The 14837-nt window shown below is 34.4% G+C and carries 13 protein-coding genes; 9 read left to right on the top strand and 4 right to left on the bottom strand.

Translation table 11 applies throughout. The features are described from left to right. Window positions 1-6: 6 nt before the first annotated feature. Window positions 7-2508, bottom strand: a complete 2502-nt coding sequence (locus G3A47_RS12860; RefSeq protein WP_166922939.1) for a DUF5686 and carboxypeptidase-like regulatory domain-containing protein — start codon at window positions 2506-2508, stop codon at window positions 7-9. Window positions 2509-2575: 67 nt separating this feature from the next. After that, window positions 2576-3553, bottom strand: a complete 978-nt coding sequence (locus G3A47_RS12855; protein ID WP_166922901.1) for a pyruvate dehydrogenase complex E1 component subunit beta — start codon at window positions 3551-3553, stop codon at window positions 2576-2578. Between the two features lie 896 nt (window positions 3554-4449). Between G3A47_RS12855 and G3A47_RS12850 the strand changes: the two genes are divergently transcribed. The 4 genes from G3A47_RS12850 to G3A47_RS12835 all read left to right on the top strand — a co-directional run bounded on the left by G3A47_RS12850 (window position 4450) and on the right by G3A47_RS12835 (window position 8040). Next, the gene (locus G3A47_RS12850) at window positions 4450-5196 is read left to right on the top strand and encodes an electron transfer flavoprotein subunit beta/FixA family protein (protein WP_166922900.1); all 747 of its coding nucleotides are present in this window, start codon (window positions 4450-4452) and stop codon (window positions 5194-5196) included. Between the two features lie 155 nt (window positions 5197-5351). Next, window positions 5352-6320 carry an electron transfer flavoprotein subunit alpha/FixB family protein gene (locus tag G3A47_RS12845; RefSeq protein ID WP_166922899.1) on the top strand — a complete coding sequence of 323 codons (969 nt, stop codon included), beginning with the start codon at window positions 5352-5354 and terminating at the stop codon, window positions 6318-6320. Between the two features lie 166 nt (window positions 6321-6486). Further along, a complete protein-coding gene (locus tag G3A47_RS12840; protein WP_166922898.1) occupies window positions 6487-7110 on the top strand; it encodes a bifunctional nuclease family protein in 624 nt (207 codons plus the stop codon). 78 nt (window positions 7111-7188) lie between these two features. Continuing rightward, a complete protein-coding gene (locus tag G3A47_RS12835) occupies window positions 7189-8040 on the top strand; it encodes a thymidylate synthase (protein WP_166922896.1) in 852 nt (283 codons plus the stop codon). 31 nt (window positions 8041-8071) lie between these two features. Here G3A47_RS12835 and G3A47_RS12830 read toward each other — a convergent pair whose 3' ends face one another. Continuing rightward, window positions 8072-8368 carry an isoamylase early set domain-containing protein gene (locus G3A47_RS12830; protein ID WP_166922894.1) on the bottom strand — a complete coding sequence of 99 codons (297 nt, stop codon included), beginning with the start codon at window positions 8366-8368 and terminating at the stop codon, window positions 8072-8074. 245 nt (window positions 8369-8613) lie between these two features. On the opposite strand from G3A47_RS12830, the gene G3A47_RS12825 reads away from it, so the two are divergent. From G3A47_RS12825 to porT, 4 genes are all read left to right on the top strand, one after another. Beyond that, window positions 8614-8961: a 2TM domain-containing protein gene (locus tag G3A47_RS12825; RefSeq protein ID WP_166922892.1), complete on the top strand. Its 348-nt coding sequence runs from the start codon at window positions 8614-8616 to the stop codon at window positions 8959-8961. Between the two features lie 11 nt (window positions 8962-8972). Further along, window positions 8973-9455, top strand: coding sequence for a dihydrofolate reductase (locus G3A47_RS12820; RefSeq protein ID WP_166922890.1), 483 nt, complete (start codon window positions 8973-8975; stop codon window positions 9453-9455). 572 nt (window positions 9456-10027) lie between these two features. Beyond that, window positions 10028-10759 (top strand): bifunctional demethylmenaquinone methyltransferase/2-methoxy-6-polyprenyl-1,4-benzoquinol methylase UbiE, encoded by a 732-nt coding sequence (ubiE, locus tag G3A47_RS12815; protein WP_047772802.1) that lies wholly within the window; start codon window positions 10028-10030, stop codon window positions 10757-10759. A gap of 1 nt (window position 10760) precedes the next feature. After that, window positions 10761-11468: a type IX secretion/gliding motility protein PorT/SprT gene (porT, locus tag G3A47_RS12810; protein ID WP_166922888.1), complete on the top strand. Its 708-nt coding sequence runs from the start codon at window positions 10761-10763 to the stop codon at window positions 11466-11468. A 9-nt stretch (window positions 11469-11477) separates the two neighbouring features. On the opposite strand, the gene G3A47_RS12805 is transcribed toward porT, so the two are convergent. After that, window positions 11478-12206, bottom strand: coding sequence for a TrmH family RNA methyltransferase (locus G3A47_RS12805; protein WP_166922886.1), 729 nt, complete (start codon window positions 12204-12206; stop codon window positions 11478-11480). Window positions 12207-12243: 37 nt separating this feature from the next. Here G3A47_RS12805 and tamL point away from each other — a divergent pair, with 37 nt between their 5' ends. Next, window positions 12244-14799 carry a translocation and assembly module lipoprotein TamL gene (gene tamL, locus G3A47_RS12800; RefSeq protein WP_208328364.1) on the top strand — a complete coding sequence of 852 codons (2556 nt, stop codon included), beginning with the start codon at window positions 12244-12246 and terminating at the stop codon, window positions 14797-14799. The last annotated feature ends 38 nt before the right edge of the window (window positions 14800-14837 follow it).

The raw sequence follows: 14837 nt of genomic DNA, 5'->3' as shown, positions 1-14837 counted from the left end.
CTTTTGCTAGAAATAAAAGCCGAAAGATCCTTTTACTGCAAATTTATTGGCATCGGGAGTGTTTAAGTAACTTCCTCTCCAGGAGAAATCCAGACGGAAAACTTTGAAGATATTTCCTATTCCGGCATTGTACTCCCAGTATACATTTTCAGGAGCATTATAAGGCAATCCTGAGGCATTTATGGCACGATTGGCATCGGAAATTGTTCCGTGTACCGCTCTGACACCCACAAACTCTCTCCAGTTTAATTTTCTCATAAAAGGAATTCGGGCAAACAATCTTCCGCCAAAGTCATGATTCCATTGCAACGTAGTATATTGATCCGTAACAAATTCGTAGAAGTTTAAGTTACTGAACGTATTTTCGATCGTAAAATAAGTTTGGTTACCCGGTATTACACTCATTAATCCCAAGGGAATTGTTCCGAAAGTCTTTCCGGTTTCCAAAATAATATTAGATCTTCCTAAAGGCCCAATAATAATGGGTTGTTTGTAGAATAACTGAATTTTTTCGTAGGCAAAATCACTGTCTAAAACACCTTTAAGTCCATAACTGAAATTAATAAAGAAATGGCTGAAAGGGCTGTCTACAATCTTTCGTTCTACACCAAAACCAATCGTTTTGCGATTTGGCATAAATTCGAACTGAATATTAGCTTCGAATTGTTTAACTACGCTGGCAACAACTCCCGAAGGATTTGCAACTGTTGGCAAAGTAGTATAATAATCTAAACTAAACGTTGGTGAAGCGGACTCTAATGTTCGATACGAAACGCCGGTCTGAAAAACAAAATTTTTCAATGGTTCCATCTCAAAGGAAACATTGCTCAAATTAATATTTGTTAGTTTACCATTACTGCCTGTTGTAAACAAAGCCGATGAGGCAAAACTTCTCCCTAAAATATCGTTGGTTGTGGTTAGGCTGGCACCGATTTGCTCGATATCCCGCCTGTTTCCTCCCGAAATAATGATTCGGTTTTTCTTTTCCAACATCCATTTTCCGGAAACACCGTATTTAAATTTATTATCGTCAAAACCATATGCGGTATATGCCTGTAAACGCCATGGATCATTCGGCCCAAAATACGTTCGGCCTCCTACACGCAGACGTATCCCTTCGACTTCATTGTAGCCAAAAGTAGAGAAAATAGGTCCGTAATCGAAGTTTTTAAACTCCACATAACCACTTCCTAATATCGAAACTAAACTGTAAAGTTGCTTGAATCTTTTGACCGTTTGCAGCGTGTCAAGCATTTTATAAATACCTGCCTCGTCTTTATTTAGCTTTTCAAAACGATTTTCTGCCCAGAATTCATCAGGCCGTTCATAGACTTCATTGTCTATAAAATTGACTTCTTCTTTATAAAATTTATCGGGCTTCGGAATATTAAATTTATGATTCCTAAACAGCGTGGTTCGTTTACCGTAAACTCCTTTTGATTTTTCTTTTTTGTTTAAAGCAAAATCAGACATCATATAGTCACGGGTTAACAGAAAAACGGAATCATTTTGTACTTCAAATTCCTGCTCGATATAAATGTCTTTTACCCAGTTAATATTGGCGCTTTTGGTAACGCCCATATTGATTCTTTTGATAGCAAAAGTGGTATCATTTACCCAAAAATCTCCTTTAAAAGTCAATTCGTTTTTACGTCTTGGGTAAAAAACAATGTTGTAACACCATTTTTTATCAATATAAGCACTGTCTTTCAGCACATAATTATAAACGTCAATTCCGGTTCTTGAAAGCGGGCTGGTAAAGCTCTTATCAAAAAATTTAAGATGATTGTCGTAAATATTATAATCAGAATAAAGATCTTTTACAAAAGCCTGAATTTGCTGATTGCCATTAAATCCGGATGTTTTGTTTCCGGTAATATTCTCTTTTACTTTTTTAATTTTATTGTCACCGTACACATCGTATACCGATTCGCTGATAAAAATAGGCAAATACGTTTTTCCGGTAACTTCAGAGGTATCAACATGTTTGAATACAAACTCCATTCCTTTAAAGAGTTTGTTTTTCATAAAAGCACTATCAATCGTATTCATATCAAATTCGACTTTTTCGTACTTCTGCATCTGATATTGATTGAACTGGTACAATCCGTTTTTACGTTTTCGTTCCCAGATTTTTCTCAAAATATCTAATGCGGGATTGTTCTTTTTAGAAGTTTTTCCGGTGAAAATAACAACTTCATTAAGTGCTTCCGCTTCGTTTAGAACAATCTTAAAATCATAATTTACCGCTTTCTCCAAAGTAATTTCTTTATCCGAAAATCCTGCAGAGCTTACCAGTAAAACAGTATAAGTATTGGGTGATTCCAGATAAAATCGACCATCTTCATTAGAAACAATCCCTGTGCTTGAGCCTTTAAAAACGACATTGGCAAACGGAATTGGCTGATTAGATTTGTCTAAAACAATTCCACTCACTTTGGTTTGTGCAGTAGCAATATTTACAAGTGCAAATACAAAAAACAGGCTAAATAGAATTACTTTTTTCATCATCTGGTAAAAAAAAACTTCATCAATTAAATATGACTGATGAAGTTTTATAAATGTTGTTTATGAACTATTTGTACATTACTTTCTTTACTGCTTTTACAACATCAGCTGCGTTTGGCAACCAATCTTTTAGTAAAACAGGAGAGTAAGGCGCAGGAGCATCTGCTGTTGTAATACGTTGAATTGGCGCATCAAGAAAATCGAAAGCCTGTTCCTGAACAATATACGTTATTTCAGAAGAAATACTTGCAAATGGCCAAGCTTCTTCTAAGATTACTAAACGGTTTGTTTTTCTAACAGAAGTAAGAATAGCCTCATTATCCATAGGACGAACGGTTCTTAAATCGATAATCTCACAAGAGATTCCTTCTTTGGCTAATTCATCAGCAGCAATAAAAGCTTCTTTGATAATTTTTCCGAAAGAAACAATAGTAACGTCTTTTCCTTCACGTTTCACATCAGCAACTCCTAACGGAATTGTGTATTCTCCGTCCGGCACTTCACCTTTATCACCATACATTTGCTCAGATTCCATAAAAATTACAGGATCATTATCACGAATAGCTGATTTTAAAAGCCCTTTTGCATCATAAGGAGTAGAAGGAATAACAACTTTAAGCCCCGGAGTATTCGCAAACCAGTTTTCTAAAGCTTGTGAGTGAGTTGCTCCTAACTGACCTGCAGAAGCAGTTGGTCCACGGAAAACGATAGGCACATTAAATTGTCCACCTGTCATCTGACGCATTTTAGCAGCATTATTAATAATTTGATCAATACCAACTAAACAGAAGTTAAAAGTCATATACTCTACAATAGGACGACAACCATTCATAGCTGATCCTACTGCAATTCCTGTAAAACCAAGCTCAGCAATTGGAGTATCGATTACTCTTTTTTCGCCAAACTCAGCAAGCATTCCTTTTGAAGCTTTATATGCCCCGTTGTATTCTGCAACTTCCTCGCCCATTAAATATATGGATTCATCGTGACGCATTTCTTCGCTCATCGCTTCACAAATGGCCTCTCTAAATTGTATTGTTCTCATATTTATATTGTATGTTGAATTTTCTGAAGAGCAAAAATAAATATTTTAAATAACTTAAAAGCATAAATTAAATTTAAAATCGCAGGAACTTCAATACCGCTTCAGGTTTTTACTTTAAAAAAAACATCGAACTATTTACGAAATCGATATAATAACGTTTTTATTCTTTAAATAGTATTTTACTCCCAAAATCAACTTTATACCTTAATTTAACCACAAAAGTCCGCGAAGGTTTACGCAAAGATTCGCAAAGATTAAAAAAAAAGAAACTTTTCACATCAAGCTTTGTAGACTTCTATTGTTTACTGAGAAATTTTTTCACGCAGATTTGCTTCGCCAGTTCGCTATCGCTCGGGTAGCAGATTTATTCAGATTGTTTTTATCGAAATCACAAAGCAAAAATATCGGCTTAATCTGCCAAATCTGCGTGTATAAAAAAGAAACTTTGCGATTCTGCGTCTTTGCGAGAAAATTCAACAGCAAAGGTTTACGCAAAGCTCACTAAGATTTTTAAATATCACTTTGCAAACTCTTTGCGTTCAGCATCAACAAAACTCTTTGCGCACCTAGCAGTTAAAACAAACAACACATTTTTCTAAACGAAGAAGTTTTTATAAAAAAGCCACAACTTTTGGACTTGATTCTAAAATATTTAAAAAAACAACACAAATTACTTCAAAATCCGCGATTATCAAACTATACAAAATTGCAAAATCCCTAAGAATCAACAAAAAAGAATGTATATTTGTTTTCGTATTCCGACGAAAGGCCATCAAAAATGCGGAATCCTCGAAATCGTAATAGTTTTCAAAAAATATTATGCATGCATAGTATATTATTCCGATTTTAATTTCTAAATTTGTAAATGAATATTATAACTATAAACTATCATACTTATGAAAATATTAGTTTGCATCAGCCATGTGCCTGATACTACTTCAAAAATTAACTTCTCAAATGGTGACTCAGAATTCGATACCAATGGTGTACAATACGTAATTAATCCTAACGATGAGTTTGGTTTAACACGTGCTATCTGGTTCCAGGAGCAACAAGGAGCTACAGTAACTGTAGTAAATGTTGGAGGTCCTGATACTGAACCAACTTTACGTAAAGCTTTAGCAATTGGCGCAAACGAAGCAATTCGTGTAAACGCTAATCCAACTGACGGTTTTTTTGTTGCAAAACAATTGGCTGAAGTAATCAAAAATGGTGGTTACGATTTGGTAATTGCCGGAAAAGAATCTTTAGATTACAACGGAGGAATGGTTCCGGGAATGATCGCAGCAATTACAGGTTCAAACTTTTTAAACTCTTGCACCAGCATTACTATTGAAGGAAACAACGTAAAAGCAGTTCGTGAAATTGACGGAGGAAAAGAAACAGTAAGTACTACTTTACCTTTAATTATTGGAGGTCAAAAAGGTCTTGTTGAAGAAAAAGATTTGCGTATTCCGAACATGAGAGGAATCATGACTGCAAGAACAAAAGCACTTACTATTCTTGAGCCAGTTGACGCTCCAGTAAATACAAAAGCGGTTAAATTTGAAAAACCAGCTCCTAAATCAGCAGTAAAATTAGTTTCTCCTGATAATTTAGACGAGTTAATCAGTTTATTACACAACGAAGCTAAGGTAATCTAAGAGTGCTGATTTTAGATTTTAGATTGCAAACCGCAAAACAAAATCTAAACCGCAATAGATGATCCTCTTCAAAATCAAAAATCGTTATTTAAGAATCCCGTTTTAGAATTCAGTTTCAAAAATCTGAAATCTAAAATCTAAAATCTAAAATTATCATGTCAATATTAATATATGCAGAATCTGCAGAAGGAAAATTTAAAAAAGTTGCTTTTGAATTAGCTTCATATGCTAAAAAAGTAGCTGAAACTTTAGGAACAACAGTAACCGCTTTAACTGTTAACATTAGCGATGTAAGCGAATTATCAAAATACGGAGTAGACAAAGTTTTAAAAGTAAGCAACGATAAATTAGCCGGTTTTACTGCAAAAGCTTATGCTGATGTAATCAAACAAGCTGCTCAGAAAGAAGGAACCAAATTGGTTTTACTTTCTTCTACAACAGACAGTATTTATCTTTCTTCCCTTGTAGCAGTATCTTTAGAAGCAGGATTTGCTTCCAATGTAGTTGGCTTACCGGTTAGCACTTCTCCTTTTCAGGTAAAAAGAAATGCTTTTTCTAACAAAGCTTTCAACATTACACAAATCGATACAGATGTAAAAATTCTTGGTTTGGCTAAAAACTCTTACGGAATTTTTGAAAATGCAGGATCTGCAACTGAAGAAGACTTTAATCCATCTATTGGTGACAATGATTTCGGAGTAAAAGTAGAATCTGTAGAAAAAGTAACCGGAAAAGTTTCTATCGCTGATGCTGACATCGTAGTTTCTGGCGGACGCGGACTAAAAGGTCCTGAAAACTGGGGATTAGTAGAAGATTTAGCTGCTGTTCTTGGCGCAGCAACCGCTTGTTCTAAACCTGTTTCTGACTTAGGATGGAGACCTCACAGCGAGCACGTTGGACAAACAGGGAAACCAGTTGCAACAAACCTTTATATTGCAATCGGAATCTCCGGAGCAATTCAACATATTGCGGGAATCAACTCTTCTAAAGTAAAAGTAGTGATCAACAACGATCCTGAAGCTCCTTTCTTTAAAGTAGCAGATTACGGTATTGTTGGAGATGCTTTTGAAATTGTACCTCAATTAATTGAGAAACTAAAAGCTTTTAAAGCACAACATTCTTAGATCTCAAAATTCTCTATAAAAATATAGCTGCCTAAAAACAAGATAATCGTATCTTTGTTTTAGGTAGCTTTTTTGTTCCATATTTTTTGATTAAAATTGCACCTTTATTTTTCAATCAAAAAAAGTATTAAAATGAGGCATTAATTGCCCTTTTTTACCCACATATATGAGTCTAGTAAAACTATCCATAAAAGGAATATCATACAGTCAAACTCAAAATGGCGCTTATGCCCTTATTTTGAATGAAGTTGATGGCGAAAGAAAACTTCCAATTGTTATTGGTGCTTTTGAAGCCCAATCGATTGCAATTGCTTTAGAAAAGGAAATAAAACCTCCTCGCCCACTAACGCACGATTTATTCAAAAACTTCGCAGAAAGATTTGACATAGTAGTGAAACAAGTCATTATTCACAAACTTGTTGACGGTGTTTTTTATTCGAGCTTAATTTGCGAGAGAGACAAAATCGAGGAAATTATTGATGCCAGAACATCAGATGCAATCGCTTTAGCATTGCGTTTTAACGCGCCTATTTTCACTTACAAAAACATTCTGGACAAAGCGGGAATTTACTTAAAATCAAATTCTGCAGATACCGATCAGGGGGCTCAGGAAATAGATGACGTGCTGTCAAATCCGGAGACTTTTGGACATGAAGAAGAAAGCAATCAATCCGGTGATGTCTATGCAAAACATAGCTTACAAGAGTTAAACGATCTTTTAGATCAGGCCGTTTCTCAGGAAGATTACGAAAAAGCAGCTAAAATCAGAGACGAAATCTCGAAAAGATAGACTTCAATGTTTAATCGTTTATTCGTTTAATTGTTTAACCGATTAAACGATTAAACAATTAAACGAATAAACATCCTAATGAAACAATACTTAGATTTAGTAAAACACGTTTTAGAAAACGGCAATCAAAAAGGCGACCGTACAGGAACCGGAACAAAAAGTGTTTTTGGCTACCAGATGCGCTTTGATTTAAGTGAAGGTTTCCCAATGGTTACCACCAAAAAATTACACTTAAAGTCTATTATTTACGAATTGCTGTGGTTTTTAAAAGGCGACACCAACATTGCTTATCTTCAGGAAAACGGAGTTAAAATTTGGGACGCATGGGCCGATTCTAATGGCGATTTAGGTCCTGTTTACGGACATCAATGGCGCAATTGGAACAGCGAAGAAATTGATCAGATTTCTGAATTAATTACCGAACTAAAAACAAATCCGAATAGCCGTAGAATGTTGGTTTCTGCATGGAATCCTTCGGTTTTGCCGGATACAAAAAAATCATTTGAAGAGAATGTTGCCAACAATAAAGCAGCCCTACCTCCTTGTCATGCCTTTTTTCAGTTTTATGTAACAAGTCCTGATGAAACTAAAGGAGAAACAAAAGGAAAACTTTCCTGTCAACTTTACCAGCGAAGTGCTGATATCTTTTTAGGAGTACCTTTTAATATTGCTTCTTATGCTCTTTTAACGATGATGATTGCACAAGTTTGCGATTTGGAGCAGGGAGAATTTATCCACACCTTTGGAGATGCACACATCTACAACAATCATTTTGAGCAACTGGAGTTGCAATTGACACGTGAGCCAAAACCACTACCAAAAATGATTTTAAATCCGGAGATTAAAAACATTTTTGATTTTGATTATAAAGATTTCACATTGTTAGATTACGAACCACACGCCGGTATAAAAGGCAGTGTTGCTGTATAAAAATACAAAATCCGCTTTTTAGCGGATTTTTTTATACGACTAACACACTGTTTTCGCTTCCTGCGAAATCATTCCATTGATACGAATCTGCTTCGGGGTCATTAACATAACTTCCGTCAATTATGTATTTAAACTCGTAAATTGCATCTTTTACCAGGTCGTAAGTTGCTTTAAAAGTTCCGTTTTTCAACTTACTTAAAGTTCCTTCCTGAGCATTCCAATTGTTAAAATCTCCAACTACAGCTACGGCATTAGCCTCCTTAGCATCAATTGAAAATGTAACTTTACAAACTGGTTTCGTCTTTACAAACTGTTTCTTCAAAGCCATAACTATTTAATTTTTAGATTAGTACGTCTAATTTACATAAATTCATCTGAACATTCAACATCAGGAAAACCGATTTATGATAATATCAAAAAGTAAATATTTTTTTTTCTCTATTCATAATTAATTCCATCTTAAATTTTGGATTTCAGATAATTAACTCTTTAAAAAATAAATATTCCACGCTCAGAATATTGAGATTTCAAAATAAATTCTAACTTTATAATCTCATTATTTTTTTTAATCTTATGGAAAAAGAAGTCCACGAACAATACGAGTATGCCAGAAGAAGAATCAGACAGAAAAAAGTATTATATTTTCATTTCGTCCTTTTTCTTATAGGCAGTTTGTTTTTATTTATTGCAAATCGATTTTTTGGATTTGGTGTTAGTACCAGTAATCAAAATTGGTGTATTTGGGCGATCACAATATGGCTTTTTATATTTATACTGCATTTTATAAAAGTTTATATCACAGATCGATTCATGAATAAAAACTGGGAAAGGGAACAAATTGACAGACTTGTTGCTTTACAACAAAAAAGAATCAGTCAATTAGAATCAAAAATAAACGAGGATACCGAAAATAAAATTTAGTTCAGCATACCATGATTATAATGATAGCGGCTGTTGCCGAAAACAATGCTCTTGGAAAAAACAACGAATTGATTTGGCATCTGCCAAATGATTTCAAAAGATTTAAAGCTCTTACAACGAACCACCATATTATAATGGGGAGAAAGACTTTTGAGAGCCTTCCAAAACCTTTACCAAACAGGACTCACGTGGTAATAACCCGTCAGGAAAATTACCAACCTGAAGGTTGCATCGTAGTAAAAAGCATAGAAGAAGCCATTGCAAAATGCCCGACAAATGAAGACTCTTTTGTTATTGGAGGAGGAGAAATCTATACTTTAGCCATGCCTTTTGCTGATGTTTTAGAAATAACAAGAGTACATCACAGCTTTGAAGCGGATACTTTTTTCCCTGATATTAAAAAAGAGGAATGGCAACTTGTCGAATCTGAAGCTAACGAAAAAGACGAAAAACACCTTTACGATTACACTTATGAGACTTTCGTTAAAGCATAAATAAAAAACACCCTCAAATGAAGGTGTTTTTAATGAAAAACTGATTTCCAACTTAGGACTTATTCAAGAGTAGAGTTTGATCTAGATAAAAATCACCTGACATAAATGATTCTTACAAATTGGATTTTTTCCTGAGACAAGTCTCAAAAAAAGAGCCTTTAGTACCAAATACCACGAAGGCACTAAAGGCAAAGAAAATTAAAATTTCCAAAAACAAATTTAATCCTAAGAACGTATTGCGCTTTTAAAAAAGTATTGTCATAAAAACAACACACTAAAACTACTACAAGAACAAACGAATAACAAGCACGGGGAAATTCATTTGATTTTAAGTCACTAACTTATCGGTAATCATCATACTAATTCAGATTAACAACATTACAAAATTGGCCATAAATTCTTACCCGCACAATACCCACTTACCGTGATTTTTGCAAAATACCCCCTTTTGGTGATGGTGAAAAAACCTATGTTTTGCTAAAATTCTGCTTTTCTGAAACATTTGATTTACAAATTAAAAAACTGAATTACAGTTAAAGAAGATTTGTATTATATTTGCGTAAATTAAAAAAATGTCTGAAAAAATAACTCCGTATAAAAACTCTACATTAGGCAAAAAAGAACAAGTTGCTCAAATGTTTGATACGATCTCTGGAAACTATGATAATTTAAACCGCGTAATTTCATTTGGAATTGATATTAAGTGGAGAAAGAAGGTATTAAAAATAGTTTCCGACACTAAACCAAAAATTATCCTTGATATCGCTACCGGAACCGGTGATTTGGCTATTCTAATGGCACAAACAAATGCAGAAAAAATCATTGGTTTGGATATTTCAGCAGGAATGCTAGAAGTTGGAAAAAGAAAAGTAGAAGAAAAAAAGTTATCAAATGTTATCGAGTTGGTTTTAGGCGATTCTGAGAATATCCCTTTTGAAGACAATCATTTTGACGCAATCACCGTTGGTTTTGGTGTTCGAAACTTTGAAAATCTGGAAAAAGGTTTTGCTGAAATTCTAAGAGTTTTAAAACCAAATGGCGTTTTTGTAATTTTAGAGACCTCAGTTCCTGATAAAACACCTTGCAAACAAGGGTATCGTTTTTACACGAAAAACATACTTCCACTAATAGGAAAATTATTTTCCAAAGACAATTCCGCTTATGGTTATTTGTCTGAATCTGCTGCTGCTTTCCCTTATGGCGAGGCTCTGAACAATATTTTACGAAAAATTGGGTTTATAGATGTTGTAGCTATGCCACAAACTTTTGGAGTTGCAACCATTTACTCTGCTTCTAAGAAATAGTATGAAAAAAACAGTAATCATAATTTTATTAGCCTTAACAACAAAGGGATACTCACAATTTGCTAAAAATATGTTTAGTAAAGATCCTATTATTAATCTCGAAAACTGGCAAAAACAGCGAGTGTATTTTGGTTATTACTTAGGTTTTAACAGTTTCGACTTTAAATTTGATTACAAAGATCCCGTACAACAGGATATTCAGGTAAAAAAAACAACCGGTTTTAATGTTGGTGTTGTTGCCGATTTAAGATTACAGGAATACATTAACCTGCGTTTTGAACCAGGTTTGTATTATACCAAACGTGACCTGTACTACCCTCTTCCGGAGAAGAAAGATTATTTGAGAGAGGTAAACAGCACCTATATCCATTTTCCATTATTGTTAAAATTCTCTGCTTTGCGAACAGGAAATATCCGTCCGTATTTAGTTGGAGGAATGTCAACAACCTTAAATCTTTCCAGTAATGCCAAATCGCAAGATGACAATCACGAGCAAAAATTCAGAGTAAAACAATGGACTGCTGCTTATGAAGTTGGTTTTGGAATCGATCTTTTTACAGAATATTTTATTTTCTCTCCTTCTATTAGAGGTATGTTTGGTATCACAGATGAATTAATTCGTGATAAACCGGGCACACCAAGTCCATGGACAGATAATATTGATTCTATGAAATCGAGAGCTATTTTAGTAAATTTTACTTTTCATTAAAACAAAATCTTAACTATTTCGTTTAAACTCACTGAGAATAATTGCTGTTGCGGTAGCTACATTTAAACTTTCGGTTTTTTGCAGCTCTCCAAATCTCGGAATTGTAAGTCGGCTTGTAACCTTTTTTTCAATCTCTTCTGAAATACCGTTCGCTTCATTACCCATAATAATGATTCCGTCCTGAGGCAAATTAGATTGATAAATGTTTTCTCCGTTCATGAAAGTTCCAAAAACAGGTAATTTTGTTTGTGAAAGAAAAGTGTTTAAATCGACATAATTTACATTTACTCTGGTAATAGACCCCATTGTAGCTTGTACAACTTTTGGATTGTAAATATCAACGGTTTCTTTTGAGCAAATAATCTGCTTAATTCCGAACCAATCGCACAAACGCAGAATTGTCCCCAAATTTCCGGGATCGCGAATGTCGTCTAATGCCAGAATCAGACCGGTATCGTTAATTTTGTTTTCTGCCGGCATCTTGAAAACGGCCAGACAAGAGTTTGGAGTTGCTAAAGCACTTATTTTTTTAAGTTCTTGCTCATAAATAAGCGTGCGTTTTGAGGAATGAACAATTTCAAAATCATTTTGTGTGGTATACAAATGTTCTAATTCAAAGTTAGACTGCAAGAGTTCCTGAATTACTTTTACCCCTTCGGCGAAAAATAATTGATTTGCAAAACGTTGCTTTTTTTGATGTAAACTTGATATAAGCTTTATTTGGTTTTTACTAACCATAAAATAATGTACTTTTGAATTAAATATTAAATAACACTTGAAAAAGAATTCCACAAAAATACTAGCATTTATTCTAATAGCAATACTTATTTGCGCTTGTAATGCTGTAAAAAGAGTTCCCGACGGGAAAAGTCTTCTTACTAAAAACAATATTCTTGTTAATGGAAAGTCTACAAATGATGAAACTGCATCCAATCAGATGTATCAAAAACCAAACGGAACTTTATTAGGATACAAATTGCGTTTGAATTTATACAATTTGGCCAACTTAAATCCGGATTCTACCTATCAGGCAAAATTTAAAAACAATCCGGGTTTATACGAACGTCAGTCTAAAATACTGTCAGCAAAACAAGTAGACCGACTTGGACAGTCATTTTTATACAAAGGGATTCATGAATTTTTAAAAAACACAGGAGAGCCTCCGGTAATTATCGATACAGCTAAAACAAAAAAAACGTTATTACGTCTGAAATTCTACTATTTTAACAACGGCTATTTTAATGTCAAAACAGCCTATACCATTGACAGTATAGCACGCAAAAAAGCCCGAATCAATTACCACATTACTACCGGTCCGGCTTACCTTTTAGATTCGATCAGAACCACTATTTTAACTCCTGCGTTAGATTCTTTATACAAAACAAATAAGGAACTCTCCTTGGTAAAATCAGGCAACCAATTTAAAACCTCTGATTTTGAAGAAGAGAAAAACCGTATTACAACCTATTTCAGAAATCATGGTGCTTATTATTTTCAGCCTACTTATGTAACGTATGATATTGACACCATTGGCAAAAAAAACAAAGCTGATGTTAATTTAATTATTAACAACAACACGATTCAGGAAAAAGATTCGAGCCGTACAGAACCTTTTAAATTATACAAAATAAGCGATGTAAACATCTACACTGATTATTCTGCAGCGAATTCAAAAGGTCAAATCAAAGACAGCACTACGTACAACAACTTTAATTTATACAGCTACAAAAAATTAAAATACAAACCACGCGCTATTACAGACGCTGTTTTTATTACAAAAGGAAGTGTCTTTTCAGATACCAGAACAACGCTTTCGTCCCGATATTTAAATAATCTGAAGATTTTTAATTATCCTTCTATACAATACGAAGTAGACAAACGCGACTCAACGGCTCAATCACTCATCGCTAATATTTTTCTAACTCCAAGAAAAAAATACAGTTTCGGTGCTACGCTCGATCTTACCCATTCAAATATTCAGAATTTTGGAATTGGAGCCAGTATCTCTCAAACCATTCGAAATGTATTTAACAGAGCGGAAACTTTAGAAATTTCTGCTCGTGTAAACATAGGCTCTTCAAGAGACATGGCCAACCCGAACAATAATTTCTTTAACGTTTCGGAATATGGTCTTGATATGAAATTGAATTTCCCTAGAATCTTATTACCATTCGGAACAGAAAAGATTATCCCTAAAAGAATGATCCCGTCCACAAGTATCTCGAGTGGTTTTTCGAAACAACGAAATATCGGTCTGGACAAGGAAAACTTCACCGGTGGACTTGCCTACAATTGGTCTCCTAAACGAAATAATACCGCAAAATTTGAATTGCTTAATGCTCAATTTGTCCGAAATTTAAATCCCGGCAATTACTTTAATGTTTATACTTCTTCTTATAATGAATTAAATGACATTGCCAGTACCTACAACACAGACCCCTTAAATTTGGATGAAAATGGCGATCTGATCATAACAGAAGGAACAAGCAATTTTACGAGTCAGGTTTTAAATGGAAAAACCTCTTTAACGCCTTCAGATCCTAATTACAAGGAGGTAGAAAGCATTGAAGAAAGAAGGGTTCGTCTGACCGAAAATGATTTTATCCTGGCGACAAGTTACACTTTTACCAAAACCACTAAAAAAGATTTAGCCGACAACACTTTTTATCAGTTCAAAACAAAAATAGAATCTGCGGGGACTTTATTGTCTGCTATTTCAAATATTGCGAGCCTACCTAAAAATGCAAGCGGCAATTATGAAATATTCAACTTAGAATATTCTGAATACATCAAAACCGAATTCGATTATATCAAACATTGGGATTTTGGAAAAGAAAAAGTTTTGGCCGTAAGAAGTTTCTTTGGAATCGCCATTCCGTTTGGCAATTCAAATTATATTCCTTTCTCCCGAAGTTACTATTCAGGAGGTTCGAATGATAACCGAGCCTGGCAGCCCTACTCTTTGGGTCCTGGAAGTACGAATGCTTCCAATGACTTTAATGAGGCCAATATGAAAATTGCTTTCAGCGGTGAATTTAGATTTAAAGTTTTCGGAGATGTAAAAGGAGCCATCTTTGCAGACGCCGGAAACATCTGGAATGTGCTCGATAATGTCATCGACGAGAAAGCAAAATTTAACAACTTAAACGATTTAGCTGATATTGCTGTGGGAACAGGATTTGGTTTACGTTACGATTTAAGCTTTTTTGTTGTTCGTTTAGATTTAGGCTTCAAGACCTATAATCCGTCGCATGAGAAGGGAGATCGCTGGTTTAAAGAATACAATTTTGGTCACTCGGTTTTAAATTTTGGAATAAATTATCCGTTCTAATGCTAATTAATTCTTATTTTTGCAACCTAAAAACTAAA

Source organism: Flavobacterium poyangense (assembly GCF_011751075.1).
In the GTDB taxonomy this organism is placed as follows: domain Bacteria; phylum Bacteroidota; class Bacteroidia; order Flavobacteriales; family Flavobacteriaceae; genus Flavobacterium; species Flavobacterium poyangense.
Note: the sequence above shows the minus strand (reverse complement) of the source record. Positions and strands in the feature narration are given on the sequence as shown.